This window comes from Rhodococcus sp. FH8 (assembly GCF_019266085.1).
In the GTDB taxonomy this organism is placed as follows: domain Bacteria; phylum Actinomycetota; class Actinomycetes; order Mycobacteriales; family Mycobacteriaceae; genus Rhodococcus_F; species Rhodococcus_F qingshengii.
In genome coordinates this window covers 1,646,847-1,663,065 of the sequence record NZ_LPNQ01000057.1, presented here as the reverse complement: position 1 = coordinate 1,663,065, position 16,219 = coordinate 1,646,847, and the positions used below count along the sequence as shown (strand labels likewise).

Genomic DNA, 16,219 nt, shown 5'->3' with positions numbered 1-16,219 from the left:
CACAGTTTTCACGACCCGAATCCGGGGGTACCAAGGCTGCCGAGGCTACCGGTGCCAGGCTCGGGCTCGGACGGTTCGACGACGTTGATCGTCACGGCGCCCGACATCGACTCCATGAAACCGGCCGATCCCGTGTAGTACGCCGTGATGTTGTGGTCGCCCGCTGTTGTCATCGTGCGGTTGGCCTTCGCGACGCCGTTGACGACGGCCACCGGAGCGCCGAGGTCGACCCCTCCGTCACGGAACTGCACTGTTCCTCCCGACGGCCACGGAGTGACCGTTGCCGTCAGTTCCACGGAGTCACCGACGACGGCCTTACCGGGTGCGTCGATTCGCGTCTGTGTCTGAGCGAGGCTGGAGTCGACGTTGATCACGGCGAGCGGCCGGCCGCCGGCGTTCAATCCGGCCGAACGATTGTCGCGTGGTGAGCAATTGGTGGTCAGCCAGTATTTGACGCCGCCGAGCAGGGTCTCCTGCTGCAGGAAGGTCAGGTAGTTGGCGGCACTGTCGTAGGAACCCGAGTTGGAGTCGGACACGCGCAGCATGGGCTTGATCTGGGTGCCGACAGCCCCTGACGTGACGGTGACGTCGACTGCCGGGAGCTGGAACGTCTTTCCTCCACCGACCTCGATTCCGCCGCCGCCGTTGTCGTCGGTGTTGGGTCCGTTGCCCGCCGTGATGTTGTTGCCGGAGATACGAAGATGCGTCCCATTCGGATCGGGTGAACCGGCATCGTTCACCCGCGTGATCGTCGGGGCGACCCCACCCAGATTCGAGCTGGTGCCGGCCACGATCTGCGCCCCCACGTAGGAGGTGCCTGCAGGGATGTCGAAATCGAACTTGAGACGCGTCCAGTTCACGACGGACCTGAGGTCGTAACCGTCCTTGGGGACCGTCATCGGCTTGGGCGCGAGGCGGTATGTGAAGGTGGAGTTCGGCGGGACCACGGCCGGCGCACTGATCGTGACGCCGGAATCACGCGTCTCGTTGTGCGTGATCGGTCCGGGGAACTGCCACCCGTGGCACGATGCCGTGAACGGAAGGTCCACATCAGCGGCGGACGAGACTCCGGCTCCGCCGATCACGAGGGCAACGCATCCGGTCAACGACGCGGCCACCCCCACTCCTCGGCGCATCAACGTCGACACCATTCACATTCTCCTTGAGTAGCGCTCGACAAGATCGAGCTCTCGGCTTGAAGCCGGGTCCGGTAACCGGCCTCGAGCTGACAGAGAATCGAATGCGTCTCGTCGTTTGCTCACCACCAGCTCAAACCCTGGAGAGGAGTAGAACACAGAGCGAGCCGCAGAATATGCGATTCGGACAAATTGTTGGACAAACGTCCAACCGGTGAAATTTCTCCACTTCTCCGACCGCTCTGCAGTGCTTTAACGTAGCGTGAAGTGGGCCCGGTAAACGGTCAGGCGATCGCGCGGCGCATCAGGTCTGCCGTCTCCTTGTTGAATGCGACCAGTGTGACCGTCTCGACCTCGGTCTTCGCCGCGCGAATCGCTGAAACGGCCTGTCGGACGGCATCTTCCTTCGGCCAGCCGTAGACCCCTGCCGAGATCAACGGAAAGGCGACGGTACGGGCGCCGATCGAGTCGGCCACGGCGAGGCTGCGGGTGTACGCCGACCGAAGCAGACCGGAACGGTCCTCGGAGCGCGAATACCTCGGGCCGACGGTGTGAATCACGGCCTTGGCGTGCAGCTTTCCGGCGGTGGTGGCTACGGCCGCACCCACCGGCAGGCCGTCGGGAAGGCTGGTGTTGCGCAATACCTCGCAAGCCTTCAGGATCTCCGGTCCCCCGGCACGGTGGATCGCGCCGTCGACACCGCCGCCGCCGAGGAGCCTGGAGTTGGCCGCATTGACGATGGCGTCGACGGTCAGCGTCGTGATGTCACCTTCGACGACTGTAATAGCGGGCATGGATCCTCCTGTGTATCCGACGGCTGTGTGTCCGACGGACGCGTTTCCGACTGCCGTGTTCCAGAGTTCACGCTTCGGGCGAGCCCACGGCATAGCCGAGCGTACGTCGTAGGGGTCACGTCCGATCAACATCGAGTATCGCGCTGCAACCGACGGCGTGCGACTGTGCGCCTGAACGCAATGGAGGAGTACGCGCTTTCCCTCGGCCCGCAACGCCTGGACGGTGCGCGCTGCGTCGTCGAGAACGAACTCGAGGTTGGCGTTGGAATCGTGACCGTCGTCGACCAACCAGAACTCGACGTGATCAGGGGCGACCTGTCGTGTTCCTGTGCGGCACAGGCTGACCACGGCGTCGTAGTCTGCAGTGGACACCGCATCGACGCCGCCGAGCATGACGCCGTCGTCGTGCGGGTGCGTCGTCAGGTGGTGGGTTCCGCGAAACCTCGAGTAGTCGAGTTCTGCCGTCGACGGCCATCCGTTCTTGTCGTCGGTACCGCCGCGAGCGGTCTTTATTGCCAGGCGAATCAGATCGGAGGAACGGTATCCCGGCCAGCCATGCATGATTCGGCGCCAACGGGCGGGAACCGCCGACGCTCCCCAGCGGGCGCCGAGGAGGCCACCCGCGATGGCCGCCGTCGTGTCGGTGTCCCCGCCGGCTCTTACTGCTGCTTCCAATGCGTACTGGAGGTGGCGAGCATCGCCATTGTCCGTGGAAGTGATTGCCCACCAAGCAGTTTGAAGTGCATGCACCACCCAACCGTTCTTGGAGAAGTCCTGCGGGTTCCCGGTTTCGGCCTGATCGAGCAGCGGGCCCCAGTATTCGGCGACGTCCTGATCGGCAACGGAGAGGAAGCCGCGAACACCGTCGAAGTTGCCGGCGACAACGGCATGGTGGATGGCATGGGTCCACAACTCGCACGCCTGTCCGGCACGCGGGTCGTCGTGCGTGAGTGAACTGATCCGGTGCGCTGCCGACCTGGCACCTTCTGCATCGTCCAAGTAGGAGAGGGCGACGGGAGCAGTCCGCATGAGCGAGCCGTTGCCGGCCTTGCGGCCGCTGATCGCCCGCGCACGATCCGCCATCGCCGCTGCGCTTTCGGAGCGGACGGACAACACTGCTCGCGTCTGGTTGCCGATGTCCGCGGGCTTCGAGTCGTACCACCGGATGAACTGTGCTGCAATGGCATCGAGACCGTCAGCGCTTCCGATGTCGATTCCGGTAGCGGCCACCTCGGCGATCGCAACTGCCATCGAGGTGTCGTCGGTCCACTCTCCCGGCGCCCAGTCGAACGGGCCGCCACCGATCATGTCGATCGTGACCTCGGCCTTCGGGTAGGTGAATTCGTAGCCGGCGCCGAGTGCGTCTCCTGCTGCGGTGCCGAGCAGAACGCCGGCCGCTCGATCGGACTGCTGTGCGGTGAGTTTCATAGCCACCTCTTCGGTTCGCGATGATCGTTTGATCAACTTTGCGCTAACCATAGATCATGTTTGAGATAACATGCAAGGGTGAATAAATGGACAGACACGAGCGGCAAGGGATTGACGGACTATCCGCGTCCGTCTGTGGCAGTGGACGTCGCGGTGCTGACGTACAGCGGTGGATCTCTGAAAGTTCTGGTGGTTCGGCACCGTCTCGGTGCACTGGCGCTACCGGGAACATTTCTGCACGAACGCGAATTGCTCACGGCCGCAGCCGATCGTGCTCTGTCGGTCAAGGCAGAGTTGGCCCAGACGAGCTTCCACCAGTTGGCGATCTTCGACCGACCGGACCGCGACGACCGTGGATGGGTTTTGTCGGTCGCACACACGGCTTGCCTACCGGAATCGGCACTGCCCGATTCGGCGCTTCTCGTCGATGTGTACGACGACGAGGCAGTGAGCGGACTCGCATTCGATCACGCCGACATGGTGCGACTCGCGGTCACGGACCTACGCACGAGGTATGCGTCGTACGTGGATCCGGACGGATTGTCGGGCGGGACGTTCACCGTCGCCGAACTTCGGGGACTCTACGAGGTGATCTTCGATCGTCCGTTCCAGAAGGACAGCTTCCGCCGGCAGGTGTTCGACGCGCTCGAAAGTACCGGCGAGATGAGCAGACCAGGTAACGGCCGACCCGCCGAGACGTACCGGAGGCGGGGTGACGGCGCACTGACTGCGCAGGCAATGGCATTTTTGACCGGATGAAGTGAAACGAATTCTTGCAGTTCTGCTGACCTGACTCGCTGAGCTGGGTAATGTCCGATTGATGGGTGCAGTTTCGAATGAAGCCGAGTCCAAGATTCCGACTGTCGTGTGGGGTACCGGCAACGTCGGGCGTGCATCGATTCGCGCTGTGACAGCCAATCCGGCCCTCGAACTTGTCGGCGTCATCGTTGCGAACCCCGAGAAGGTCGGGCGAGACGCCGGTGACCTCGCCGATCTGGGAGTGCACCTGGGCGTCGCGGCTACCGACGACGCCGATGCCGTGCTCGCAGCGTCTCCCGGCGCGGTGGTCTACGCGGCGTCCGGCGACATTCGGCCCGACGACGCGGTTGCCGACATCACGCGGGCACTGGCCGCCGGAGCTGTGGTGGTCACGCCGTCGGTATATGCGCTGTACGACCCGAAATCTGCGCCTCCCGAACTTCGTGATCCCGTCGAAGCTGCTGCCAAGGCGGGCGGCGGCGCTCTGTTCGTCTCCGGTATCGACCCAGGCTGGGGCAACGACATCCTGCCGATTCTCGTCAGCGGGCTCGGGGGGACAATCGACCAGATCCGGTGTCAGGAAATCTTCGACTACACGACCTACGAACAGCCGGATTCTGTCCGCTACCTGATCGGGATGGGTCAGCCGATGGACTACGAACCTCCCATGGTCGCGCCGACCGTACCCACCATGGTCTGGGGCGGGCAGATTCGGCTCATCGCGCGGGCACTCGGGGTGGAACTCGACGAGATCCGCGAGACCTTGCTGCGCCGCCCGCTCGAGGAAACCGTGTCGACCGAACATATGGGGGAGTTCGCGGCCGGCACCCAAGGCGCACTGCGATTCGAGGTTCAGGGAATCGTCGGCGGGGAACCCCTGATCGTGATCGAACACGTCACGCGTATTCATCCGTCCTGTGCCCGCGACTGGCCGCTCCCGCCCGACGGCGGCGACGGCGCGCACAAGGTGATCGTCGAAGGACGACCACGAATCGAGATCAACGTCGAAGCCACCGATGAAGGTGGAAATCGCGCGGCCGGTGGAAATGCCACGGCCGTAGGACGTCTCGTCAACGCAATTCCCTGGCTACGTCAGGCTGAACCCGGTCTTTACGACGCGCTGGACGTTCCGCTCACACCCGGCGTCGGCAAGCTCGGTGCCCGAAACTCGGAGGTACTCACATGAATATCGACATACCCGAAGGCAAGAATCCGATCGGCTACGTGTGGGGAGAGATGGTCCCCGGCATCGGACCCGCGGCCGCCGGGTTCTCCCAAAAGGTCTACACGGACGGCACTCTCGGACTCCGCGAGTTCGAGGCGGCCAGGCTTCGGATCGCTCAGATCAACGGGTGCATCTTCTGTCAGGACTGGCGCACCGAGCGTGACGGCGAGACTGTGGAGTCGACTTTCGATCAGTCTGTCACCGACTGGCGCACCACCGATGCCTTCGACGACAGGACGCGCCTCGCTGCCGAATACGCCGAGAGATACGCCCTCGACCACCACGGGCTCGACGACGAGTTCTGGGAACGTATGACAGCTCACTACTCCCAGCGAGAAATCGTCGAGTTGAGCATGTGCCTCGGATCGTGGTTGGCCTTCGGCAGGCTCAACCACGTCCTCGGCCTCGATACTCAATGTGTGTTGCCCGGCAACTGAACTAGTTGCCCAGCGTCGTCAGATCCGGGTAGTTCGAGACCTCCCAGCCGCCGTCGACGACCAGACTGGTTCCGGTGATGTACGAGGCGTCTTCGCTGGCGAGATAGAGGCAGGGGCCCGCGATCTCGTCGGGAGTTGCCGCTCGGGACATGGGGATTCGGCTGAGAAACATGTCGCGGGCGGGTTCGTAGTTCATGACCGGCGCGACCAGTGGCGTGTCGACCAGGCCGGGTAGAACGGCATTGACCCGGATCCCCGACGCAGCCAGTTCGATCGCGGCATTCTTGCTGAACATCTCGACTCCGGCTTTGCCTGTCGCGTATGCGCTCCCGTAGGGGCTCGGCACGTGCGCGTTCAATGAGGACACGTTGACTATCGCACCACCGCGACCGTGCTCTCGGATATGCCGCGCTTCATGTTTGGTGCAGAGGAAGACGCCCTTCTGCACCAGGTCGATGGTGAAGTCCCAGTCGGCCTCGTCGAGGTCGACGATCTGCCCCACCCTCGACGCACCGGCAACGTTGAAAGCCAGATCGATACCGCCGAATTCCGCCGCCGCCGCGGCAAGGGCCTCGGCAACATCGGATTCCTTGGTGACGTCAGTGGGAACGGCGAGGAAAGCCCCGCCCTGCTGGGAGGCTATCTCTTTCAAACCCTCTGCAGCGATGTCGATTCCAGCTACCTGTGCGCCTTCGTCGATAAGCCTTAGTGCGATGGCTGCACCGATACCTGATGCTGCTCCAGTGACGACTGCTGTTTTCCCGGCAAATCTGGACGTGTTAATGGGCACCTGCTTTCAAGAACTTTCCGGTTCGGCGGTTGCCGAGAACGGGTGCTGCTTCTCCGTCGCCGAAGACGTACTCGCCGCCGACGAACACTGCGGTGACGGTCTGGTCGTTGCGATTGACCATGCGGGAGAGGTTGTCGTACTCCACAACCGGGCTTTCCGCATAAGTGTCGAGCGAATCGTCGAGATGAGCGGGATCGATCACAACCAGGTCGGCGCGATCACCTAATCGAAGGTGCCCGGCATCGACGTCGTACCACTCGGCGAGTTCACCGGTGAGACGATGCACCGCTGCCTCGACGGTCATGAACGGACGGCCGACCTTTTGGGCATCGTAGACACGTCGTAGTAGGCGTAAGCCGAAGTTGTAGAACGCCATGTTGCGCAAATGCGCTCCGGCGTCGGAGAACCCGAGTTGGACGCCATTGTCCTGGGCGAACTTGTCCAGAACCTCCGGCCGGTGGTTCGAGATGGTTGTGCGCCAACGCACTTTCGTGCCGTGTTCGAGGACCAGATCCAGGAATGCATCGACAGGGTGGAGGCCGCCACGTTCGACGCCGACCTGCCCGAAGCTCTTGCCGACCAGGGATTCGTCGGGGCAGGACACGATCTCGGCGTCGAAGAAATCGCGATGCCAAACTTTGACACCGAACTTCTGGTCGTAGTCCTTGCGGAATTGTCGACGGTAATCCTCGCTCTGCATGAGGACGTTGCGTTCCATCTCGTCGGTCAGATGCAGTGCTGCAGCGCCAGATCCGAACTCCTCGAAGACAACCAGGTCGATGCCGTCGGCATATACCTCGAAGGGAACTGGCAGGTGCTGCCAGCGCAGGTCGCCGCCGAGTCGATTGACCAAGTGTGCCAGTGGGCCGAGTATCACCACGGCCAACTTGTTGGACTTGATGTCGGCCGCCGAAAGCATGCTCGTCTTGAGTCGCTTACGCCAGATACCCGCGCTGGAGAACGCCATCGCTCCGGTACTCATCGGGTTGGAGAGGTCAGGTCCGGCCTGAAATACCCGTCCCCGACGGCGCAGGATCGCATTGAGTCGGCGTCGTTCTTTCGTGGTTGCATACGTCGACGGCAGCGTGCGTGAGCGGCAGGTCTCGCCGTCGAGTTTGTCGAACAACAATTGCTGACTGGACATCCCGACGAATCCTGCGTCGAGAGCTTCGGTCAACTGTGCTTCCATCGACGCGAGTTCGGCGTCTGTGGGATGGACGTCCTTCCTGGTAGCACGATCCAGTCCCATCTCGGCGGCCCGCATATCGGAGTGTCCGATGAAGGCTGCAATGTTGGGACCTAGCGGAAGCGCCTCTAGTGCAGCAACATACTCGCTCGCAGAGTTCCAGGTCTTGGCACGGTTGAGTGCGTCGACGACGTGCTTACGCGGAATTGCCTCTACTCTGCCGAAGAGATCACCCGCGTCGGAGGGGCTGGCGTGAATGGTGGACAGGGAACACGATCCGACAAAGATCGACGTGACCCCGTGTCTGAGAGATTCGCTCAGTGCCGGGCCTTCGAGGATCTCGACGTCGTAGTGAGTGTGGATGTCCACGATGCCCGGGATCAACCACTTGCGCCTCGCGTCGATTACACGGGGACAGTCGGTTTCGTCGAGTGGATCGAGGGAGATGGCAGTAACCAACCCATCGCGGATACCCAGATTGCGGACAGCTGGTTTGGCCCCGGTGCCGTCGAACCACAGACCGTTGTTGATCACGGCGTCGTAGGTCATGAGAGAACCACCTTTGCACGTAACGTTTTTCCGGTTGCATTGCGGGGCAGAGGAGTTGTGCTCAGTTTCCACTTCACCGGCACCTTGAAGTAAGCCAGTCGTTCGGCGACGTAGTCGCGTAGTTCTTCTTCGTCGGCGGCTCCCTCACTCCGCAAAACGACGACGGCTGCAACTTCTTGGCCGAGGTCTGCCGAATCAATGCCGATCACAGCGCATTCGAGTACGGCGGGATGCTCGTCGATGGTCTGCTCGATTTCGAGAGGGTAGACGTTCTCGCCGCCGCGCAGGATCAGATCGGATCGGCGACCCGTCAGGCGGAGCCGGCCGTCCTCGAACACTCCGAAGTCGCCGGTTCGGAGCCATCGATCAGGACCGATAGCGGCTGCAGTCGCGGTCTCGTCGTTCCAGTACCCCAACATCACATAGGCGCTGCGCGCACAGATCTCACCTTCCTCGCCGTCGGGGACTGCAACACCGAAGGGGTCGCGCACCTCCACGCTCACCCCGATGATCGGCCGACCGAGAGTTCCGGGGAACGCGGCAAGTTCCGGTGGTGTGGCAACTGAAATGCCGGTGGAGGATTCGGTGAGCCCGTAGCTGTCGACCAAGGTGTGCTGCGCAAAAGGCAGGCGTGCGCGCAGGCGGTCCTGCAAGGCCGGAGATGACGGTGCAGACGCGAGTGCAAAAGCCCTCAGTGAGGTCAGGTCGTACTTCTCGAGACTGCCGTACTCGAGGAGACGGGTTGCCATGGTGGGTACGACCGCCCAGTTTGTGACCTTCTCGCGTTCGACGAGGGAAAGGACTTCGTCGACGTCGAAGGCGCCCTGATGGATGACCACCGCTCCGCCCGTCGCGAGTCGTGGGATCGCCAGGTTATGCAGGCTTGCAATGTGAAACAGCGGCGCGGTCAGCAGATACCGCAAGTCACTCGGTCGGCCGTCGCTGGGTTTGCCGGTGAACGCCGCAGCGAGGCGATCGCTGTAGCGGTGGTAGTCGATGACGGCCAACACGTTTCGGTGACTGTGAACAGCCCCCTTGGGGCGGCCGCTGGTTCCGCTCGTGTACAGGATGACGGCCGGATCGTCCTCGTTGACGGACGTGCGGGGCAGTGCAGAACCCGAATACTTCTCCATCAAGGTAGGTAGATCTTCTTCCATCGTGAGCACGGGAACATCGGTGTTCAGTTCGGAAAGAATCTGCGCGCGTTTGGCGTCGGCGATCACCACTGTGGGGGTGGTGTGATCGATGCCGTACGCCACCTCGCGGGCCACCCACCACGAGTTGAATCCGACGGCGATGGCACCGAGGGACTGAGCCGCCCAGAAGGTCATCACCCATTCCGGCGTATTGGCAGCAAGTATGCCGACCCGATCACCCTTGCGGACGCCGTACCGCTCGCGCAGCGCCGTCGCCAATGCTGCTACGGCCTCGCCGTGCTCGAGGTAGCTGAAGCGTCGGTCCTTGGTCACCAGATAGTCGCGTGATCCGTAGTCGAAGGATGCAGCGAGCACGTCGCCGAGTGCCTTGTCACGGTTCTTCATGACGGGCATCGAACTGCCCAGTACATCCTCGACTTGCATCTCGAAAGGACCACCGGGGCCGGTCAGCCCGGCCATGACGGACGCGATGAATGCTTGTGTATCAGCGGAAGTAGTCACGTGAAGTGCCTTTCGAAGATTAGGGTACGAGCACTGCGCGTCCGGTGACCTTGCCGTGTTCGAGACGGTCGAGTGCGTCGCGGGCATCAGCGAGGTCGAAGCGGGCTACTTCTACCGTTACCAGACCGGCCTGTGCCAGGGCGATGGAATCGACGAGGTCGTTTCTGGTGCCGCCGTACGACTTCCGGATCGATGCGCCCCACGGCCAGCCTGGTCCGCCGGCAGCTTCGGCAGTGATTCCGGGGTTTCCGCCTCCGAGACCTACCATGCGATACGCGCCGTTCGGCGCAACCGCTTGAACGGACATCTGTGCAGTTGCGTCGATACCGACGAAGTCGAAGATGACTTCTGCGCCTCTGGCCGATGTGAGGTCGAGGATGTGCTGCGCGGTGTCCGGTCCCGATTCGAGCGTGATGTCGGCGCCGCAACGTTTGGCGAGATCGAGTTGATCCTGTCCGACATCGACGGCGATGATGCGCACGGCACTGATTGCGCGAAGTATCTGTACTGCAACGTGACCGAGTCCGCCGACGCCGATCACGACGGCGGTGGCACCGGGCTGGAGATGTTCGCGGGCACCGCGAATGGCGTGGTAGCTCGTCAGTGCCGCATCGGCGAGAGGTGCGGCCTGCAGGAAGTCGAGGTCTCCGATGGGTACGAATGAGCGAGCCGGGATCTTGACGTACTCGGCCATCCCGCCTTCGGGACCAAGCCCGGGGCAGGGCGGCATCGCGGTGCGTCCAGCGGCGAGGCACATATTCTCGTTGCCGCTCATGCATTCTCGGCACTGTCCACATGACCAACAGAGGTAGACGACGCCACGCTCTCCGACGGAACGGCCGTCGACGCCACTCCCGACGGCTTCGATCGTTCCGGCAATTTCGTGGCCGATAGTCAGCGGTTCTTCGCGCATCTTGTACGGAAAGTGCAGGAGATGGAGATCGGAGTGGCAGATTCCAGCTGCGCCCACCCGAATCAGTAGTTCCGACGGGCCGATCTCCGGGACCGGCACGTCGTTGATTTCCAGGAGCCCGGGCCCCATGAGCTGGGCTGCCTTCATGAGCTGACCTCGCTGACCTCGGAGTTGTATGCGGCGCTCAGGTACGCGTTGCTGCGGTCGGATCCGATCAGGCCCGGTGCCATCTTGTTCATGACGTAGGCGAAGGTCATCCGTCGGTCCAGATCGTTGACCAGCATCGAGCCGCCGATACCTGCCCACCAGCAGGTGCGTCCGTCGGGAATCAGTGGCGCGGTAACCGGATGTGGCAGTCCGTAGCCGATGCCGAACTTGAGTGGTGTCATGATCCCGAGATCGATACCGTCGGCTTGGATCTCGAAGATCAGGTCGATGGTGCTCTGCGAGAGCAGCTTCCGGCCGTCGAGCACACCACCGTTCGAGATCAGGGATTGGACCCGAGCGATAGAACGTGCGTTGCCGTGGCCGTTGACTGCGCCGATCTCGGCTTCCCGCCAGGGTGCGGTGTTGACCTCGGGGTAGTCGAGCAGTGGGCAGGTCAGGGTCTTGATGAAGATGCTGTCCTGGTCGAGCGTGGACAGGTCGAACTCCAACGCGGGCGGCGGAACCATGGTGGCGATTCGACCGAAATGCTCTGCGGACGTGCCGATATGGAAGTCGGCTCCCAGTGGACCGGAAAGCTCTTCGGCAAAGAACCTGCCGAGAGTTCGCCCGTCGATGCGACGAATGACCTCACCGACGAGATGGCCGTAGTTGATCGCGTGATAGCCCGACGCCGTACCCGGGGTCCACCAAGGCTTCTGGGTAGCGAGGCGAGCGGTGGACGCCTCGAGGTCGTAGATGTCCGTCAGTTCGATCGGGCGCTCCCAACCGGAGACGCCAGACGTATGCGACAGGAGGTGGCGAACTTCGATGTCTTCCTTACCGTTTGCCGCAAATTCGGGCCAGTAGTGAGCAACTTTCTGGTACACGTCCAATTGGCCGCGTTCGACCAGCAGGAGCGCACACAGGGCCGTCATGGTCTTGGTGATGGAGAACGTGTTGACGATGGTGTCGCTGCCCCATGGAGTGGTACGGGATTCGTCGGCGTACCCGCCCCAGAGATCGACCACGGATTCTCCGTCGACGGTGATGGCAACGGAGCCGCCGAGTTCTTCACCGGATTCGAGTTGAGCCTCGAAAGCCGCTCGGACGGCGTCGAACTCGTTGTCGCAGTGACCGTTCACCAGACTCATGCGCGATCCGCCTTCTCGAGTTCGTGTGCTGCTGCACGCGCGGCAACAGGTAGCTTGTTTCCGGAGGCCGCAGCACGCTTGGTGCCCTTGGCGATTTCCTTGTTCATGTTGCGGACGTAGGGATCGAACTCGAGCTGAATCGTGTGGCGTGGTGACTTGTAATAGGGGGCGAGGAAGTACGCCTCGTCGGCTTTGGTGATCTCCTGCATCTCGTTCGCGGACGGCAGTTGGTATTTACCGGTGAGGTAGGCCGCGACGAGCTTGCTCTGCTGCTCGGCGAAGTTGACGAGCGTCGGCATGGGCTGCGCGAGTCCCATGAAGAAGAGGTTGTCGATTCCGGGCTTCATCATTCGTTTGAACAGTGGGAATCGGTTGTCTTTGTCCGGCAGCAGATTCGGATCACTGAAGAAGGGGAAGCTGATGTTGTAGCCGGTGGCGCAGATGACCACGTCGACGTCCTCGGCGGTGCCGTCCGCGAAGTGAACCTGCTTTCCGTCGAGTTTGGTGATGGCAGGCTTGAAGGTTATGTCGCCTGAGCCGGCGCGTCCGAGGAACTCGCCGCTGGCCGAGGGGTGGGCCTCGAAGGGGCGGTGGTCCGGCTTCGGCAGACCGTAGCCTTCCATCGTTCCCAGATTCTTGCCGAGGAATCGACGACTCAGGAACAGTCGTAGACCACGCGGCATCCAGGGAGGGGTGATCAGTTTGTCGCCGGGTACACCGCCGAGATATTTCGGCAGTACCCAGACTCCACGGCGAGCCGACACGATGAGCTTGTCGGCGAGGTATCTCTGGCCCAGTTCGGAGGCAATATCCAAGCCGGAGTTGCCCATTCCGACCACGACTACCTTTTTGCCGCGCATGTCGACCGGGTCGAACGGGTCGTTGTAGCTGTGGCTGTGCATGAGGACCCCGTCGAACTCACCGGGGTAGTCCGGGATGTTGGGATCCCAATGATGTCCGTTGCAGACCATCAGGACGTCGTAGGTGCGAACTTCGCCGTCCGAGCGCGTGATGGTCCACAGTCCGTCTGCATCACGTTCTGCCGCAACAACACTGGTATTGAAGATGATCGACTCACGCAGTCCGAAGTGCTCGACGTAGTCCTTGAAGTACTGGAAGAGTTCGGAGTGGTGCGGGAAGTCGGGAAGGTCAGCGGAGACCGGGAAGTCCTCGAATGCCAAGCGCCACTTCGACGTGTCGATGTGCAGGCTCTGGTAGCAGGCCGACATCCCGTTGGGATTCTTGTAGTACCAGTTTCCGCCGACCTCGTCGGACGCTTCGTAGCAGTCGAAGGGTATTCCGAATTCCTTCATTCGCTTGGCCGTCGTGATTCCGGTAGGCCCGGCGCCGATGATGCACACGCTCGGCAAGGGGGAGGGGCTCATTCGCCATCGCTTTCTGTTCTGTCTCGGGCGTGCGAGAAGAAGAATCGAAGCCCGAGAAGTGACTTGAGTCATAGTGCGCCATTCGCTGACGTTGTGTCAATGAATGACGCAATGTTTTTTGGTGACGGCGAGTTGGTGATTTGCCAGGAGGTTGAAATGCGAGCAAGGTGGGCGACGTGAGCACGACTACGGACGGCCCGAAGAACAGGCGGGGAACACTTCGCGACGAGCAGAAACGCGCGACGCGGGCCAAACTCGTGGACGCCGCACGCACTCTGTTCGAGGAACGGGGATACGCGGCTGTCACGGTCGATGACATCGCCTCGGTCGTCGGATGCAGTCGAGCCACGTTCTACGTGCATTTCGCCAGCAAGGTGGAGATGCTCAAAACGATCGGCGCGGCCGGGATGGCGGCGAGTGCGTTCGCTTTCTACATCGATCTCGATCGGGTTCTCGACACGAACTCTCGCGTGGAATTCACGGCTTGGCTGGAGCGTGCCTTCGACTGGTTCGACGAGAACAAACGCCTGCTGCCGGCCTGGGACGAGGCCGTGGCACTCGAACCGGAGTTCCGCGAGACAGCGCGAGACGGTATGACCCAACTACCGAATGCCATGCCCAAGTACCTGGGCCGTTGGCCGGCGGAACAGCACGACGAGGCACGGTTGCGCGTCGAACTGCTCGTGAGTCAGTTGGAGCGATTCTTCACACGCTGGGCCGTGCAGGGGACAATCGATGTGACGCGGATTCAGGCCGCCGAAGTTCTGACCGACATCTGGTTCCCGGCTCTGTCTCCGGAATCGAAGGGCGTCGGCGAGCGGTAGAGGCTAGCTCGGATCGATCTCCACACTGATCGCGCCGGTGAGCAGTTCTCTGGCTCGTTCGATGGGGATCGAGCCGCTCAGCCAGCGTTCGCTCAGACCCTCGACCAGGGCGGTGAGTCGTTCGGCGGCGTCGGCCGGGCTTGCCTTCGGATCAGCGAGCCCGGCATCCTGCGCTTGGCGGATCAAGGATTCGACGTCGTCTGCCCACTCTTGCGTCGTGGTGCGTAGCGGTTCGCGCAGTTCGTCGGCGAAGACTGCGCTTGCTCGGAGTTCACCCCAGGCGATGCTGTTCTCTCGAATCTTCGGGGAATTCTGAAACTCCAGCAGGAGCATCTGCCCGAGCTGCGCACGAGGGTCTGTCTCCGTGAAGGCACTTTCGGTGTACAGCGCGGCGCGATCGTTGATGTGATCGAGGGCCCGGCGCAGCACACCTGCACGGTTCTGGAAGTGGTAGTAGATGAGTGCCGTCGACACTCCGGCCTCGGCAGCGAGCGTCTCCACCCTCAGCCCGCGTACCCCGTGTTGGGCAATGACGCGGACAGCTGCTTCCAAGATTTGCGTTTGGCGGTTCGACACGAGTCCGAATTCTACGAGGGTGGTCGGGACAGGTTTCTAGTCCGCGGGTTCCTGCTGGGTGGTGCAGTGAATGCCGCCACCACCCGCGGCGATGGCGTCGATGTTGATCTGCACGACACGGCGGTCGGAGAAGAGGCGCTCCAATTCACTTCTGGCGGCCTGGTCGGCCTCGGGGTCACCGAACTCGGGTGCGATGACCGCGCCGTTGCATACGTAGAAGTTGATATATCCGGCTGCGAAATCATCCGATTCGAAGTCGGGCCTGATCGCGACCGGCGCCTCGAGGACAACCACTTCCAGCTTCCGTCCCTGTGCGTCGGTCGCGTTCTGGAGAATCTCGAGGTGACGTGCGGTCACGTCGTGGTCGAACGACTCCGGGTCTGTGTCGAGGCCTGCGACCACGACACCTGGGCGTGCGAAACGGGCGTAGAAGTCCGTGTGGCCGTCCGTGATGTCCTTGCCGGCGATTCCCGGTAGCCAGATGATCTTGTCGAGACCGAGCAGGGGGCCGAGTTCGGCTTCGACGTCCGACTTCGACCATCCCGGGTTGCGGTTGTTGTTGAGTACACAGCTTTCGGTGATGATGGCTGTGCCTTCGCCGTCGACCTCGATGCCGCCGCCTTCGAGGATCAGGTCGGTAGGCAATGATTCGACTCCCGCACGGGCGGCAACGAAAGCTGCGACCTGGCCGTCCTTATCAAAATCCTGCTTCTCGCCCCAACCGTTGAAGTTGAAATCGATACCCGCTTTGGTCCCGTTGCCTTTCACGAATACAGGGCCGGTGTCGCGCATCCAGAGGTCGTCGAGAGGCGCGGCGATCAGTTCGACCGATGGGCCGACGAGGGAGCGAGCCAAGTCCAGTTCCTCGGAACGAACAAGCATCGAGACGGGCTCGAACTGCGCGATGGTCTGCGCGATAGTCGCGAGGTTGCGCTGGACTTCGGGCAGGAGGGCTGCTCCCCAGATCGCTTCGCTGGCACCGAACGCCATCCAGGTGCGCTTGTGCGGATCCCCCTCTTCCGGCATCACCCACTCGCGAAGATCGTCGTCTCCATTGCTCCCGCCCGAGGCTGAGTCGGAATCGCCGCAACCTGCCAAAAAGAGGCCACTGAGCGCAGCGGCGCCTGCCTGAATGAACCGACGTCTTTGCATTGCGGTGACTCCTTCTGCTCTTCGCGTGCGCGCTCGGTCCGCGTCCTGCTTGCATGGAGCGTAAACCTTGACTGAAAATTTAGTCAAGGAAATAGTGCCGGTTCGAGAC

The 16,219-nt window shown here is 62.2% G+C and carries 14 protein-coding genes and 1 pseudogene; 4 read left to right on the top strand and 11 right to left on the bottom strand.

The window, feature by feature from the left end; translation table 11 throughout:
- Nucleotides 1-8: 8 nt before the first annotated feature.
- The 3 genes and pseudogenes from ATN38_RS10705 to ATN38_RS32690 form a co-directional block, all read right to left on the bottom strand.
- Nucleotides 9-1,151, bottom strand: coding sequence for an Ig-like domain-containing protein (locus tag ATN38_RS10705; protein WP_030536192.1), 1,143 nt, complete (start codon nucleotides 1,149-1,151; stop codon nucleotides 9-11).
- Nucleotides 1,152-1,420: 269 nt separating this feature from the next.
- The gene (locus ATN38_RS32695; protein WP_042922970.1) at nucleotides 1,421-1,930 is read right to left on the bottom strand and encodes an O-acetyl-ADP-ribose deacetylase; all 510 of its coding nucleotides are present in this window, start codon (nucleotides 1,928-1,930) and stop codon (nucleotides 1,421-1,423) included.
- Between the two features lie 585 nt (nucleotides 1,931-2,515).
- Nucleotides 2,516-3,358, bottom strand: a pseudogene (locus ATN38_RS32690) (ADP-ribosylglycohydrolase family protein); the annotation flags it as partial.
- 78 nt (nucleotides 3,359-3,436) lie between these two features.
- Here ATN38_RS32690 and ATN38_RS10695 point away from each other — a divergent pair.
- From ATN38_RS10695 to ATN38_RS10685, 3 genes are all read left to right on the top strand, one after another.
- The gene (locus tag ATN38_RS10695) at nucleotides 3,437-4,117 is read left to right on the top strand and encodes an NUDIX hydrolase (RefSeq protein ID WP_003943269.1); all 681 of its coding nucleotides are present in this window, start codon (nucleotides 3,437-3,439) and stop codon (nucleotides 4,115-4,117) included.
- 61 nt (nucleotides 4,118-4,178) lie between these two features.
- Nucleotides 4,179-5,303, top strand: a complete 1,125-nt coding sequence (locus tag ATN38_RS10690; protein WP_218747959.1) for a dihydrodipicolinate reductase — start codon at nucleotides 4,179-4,181, stop codon at nucleotides 5,301-5,303.
- Nucleotides 5,300-5,779 (top strand): carboxymuconolactone decarboxylase family protein, encoded by a 480-nt coding sequence (locus ATN38_RS10685; RefSeq protein WP_003943220.1) that lies wholly within the window; start codon nucleotides 5,300-5,302, stop codon nucleotides 5,777-5,779. Before ATN38_RS10690 ends, ATN38_RS10685 begins: the two co-directional genes overlap by 4 nt.
- Before the next feature lies 1 nt (nucleotide 5,780).
- Here the strand turns inward: ATN38_RS10685 and ATN38_RS10680 are convergent, their stop codons facing one another.
- Genes ATN38_RS10680 through ATN38_RS10655 form a run of 6 tightly spaced genes read right to left on the bottom strand, consistent with a single transcriptional unit; the run spans nucleotide 5,781 to nucleotide 13,558 of the window.
- Nucleotides 5,781-6,569 carry an SDR family NAD(P)-dependent oxidoreductase gene (locus ATN38_RS10680; protein ID WP_003942873.1) on the bottom strand — a complete coding sequence of 263 codons (789 nt, stop codon included), beginning with the start codon at nucleotides 6,567-6,569 and terminating at the stop codon, nucleotides 5,781-5,783.
- On the bottom strand, nucleotides 6,559-8,304 hold the full coding sequence (locus tag ATN38_RS10675) for an amidohydrolase family protein (protein ID WP_218747957.1): 1,746 nt from the start codon (nucleotides 8,302-8,304) through the stop codon (nucleotides 6,559-6,561). Before ATN38_RS10675 ends, ATN38_RS10680 begins: the two co-directional genes overlap by 11 nt.
- Nucleotides 8,301-9,962 (bottom strand): class I adenylate-forming enzyme family protein, encoded by a 1,662-nt coding sequence (locus ATN38_RS10670; RefSeq protein WP_218747955.1) that lies wholly within the window; start codon nucleotides 9,960-9,962, stop codon nucleotides 8,301-8,303. The genes ATN38_RS10675 and ATN38_RS10670 overlap by 4 nt, the downstream gene beginning before the upstream one ends.
- Nucleotides 9,963-9,981: 19 nt before the next feature.
- Complete coding sequence (locus ATN38_RS10665) at nucleotides 9,982-11,022, bottom strand: NAD(P)-dependent alcohol dehydrogenase (RefSeq protein ID WP_030536186.1); 1,041 nt, start codon at nucleotides 11,020-11,022, stop codon at nucleotides 9,982-9,984.
- The gene (locus ATN38_RS10660) at nucleotides 11,019-12,173 is read right to left on the bottom strand and encodes a serine hydrolase (RefSeq protein ID WP_007730288.1); all 1,155 of its coding nucleotides are present in this window, start codon (nucleotides 12,171-12,173) and stop codon (nucleotides 11,019-11,021) included. Before ATN38_RS10660 ends, ATN38_RS10665 begins: the two co-directional genes overlap by 4 nt.
- Nucleotides 12,170-13,558 (bottom strand): NAD(P)/FAD-dependent oxidoreductase, encoded by a 1,389-nt coding sequence (locus ATN38_RS10655; RefSeq protein ID WP_175280130.1) that lies wholly within the window; start codon nucleotides 13,556-13,558, stop codon nucleotides 12,170-12,172. The genes ATN38_RS10660 and ATN38_RS10655 overlap by 4 nt, the downstream gene beginning before the upstream one ends.
- A gap of 167 nt (nucleotides 13,559-13,725) precedes the next feature.
- Here ATN38_RS10655 and ATN38_RS10650 point away from each other — a divergent pair, with 167 nt between their 5' ends.
- Nucleotides 13,726-14,382, top strand: coding sequence for a TetR/AcrR family transcriptional regulator (locus ATN38_RS10650; protein ID WP_003943145.1), 657 nt, complete (start codon nucleotides 13,726-13,728; stop codon nucleotides 14,380-14,382).
- Between the two features lie 3 nt (nucleotides 14,383-14,385).
- On the opposite strand, the gene ATN38_RS10645 is transcribed toward ATN38_RS10650, so the two are convergent.
- Nucleotides 14,386-14,958, bottom strand: a complete 573-nt coding sequence (locus ATN38_RS10645) for a TetR/AcrR family transcriptional regulator (protein WP_136470988.1) — start codon at nucleotides 14,956-14,958, stop codon at nucleotides 14,386-14,388.
- A 36-nt stretch (nucleotides 14,959-14,994) separates the two neighbouring features.
- Entirely contained in the window at nucleotides 14,995-16,110 is a 1,116-nt protein-coding gene (locus ATN38_RS10640; protein ID WP_218747954.1) for an agmatine/peptidylarginine deiminase, read from the bottom strand.
- Between the last annotated feature and the right edge of the window lie 109 nt (nucleotides 16,111-16,219).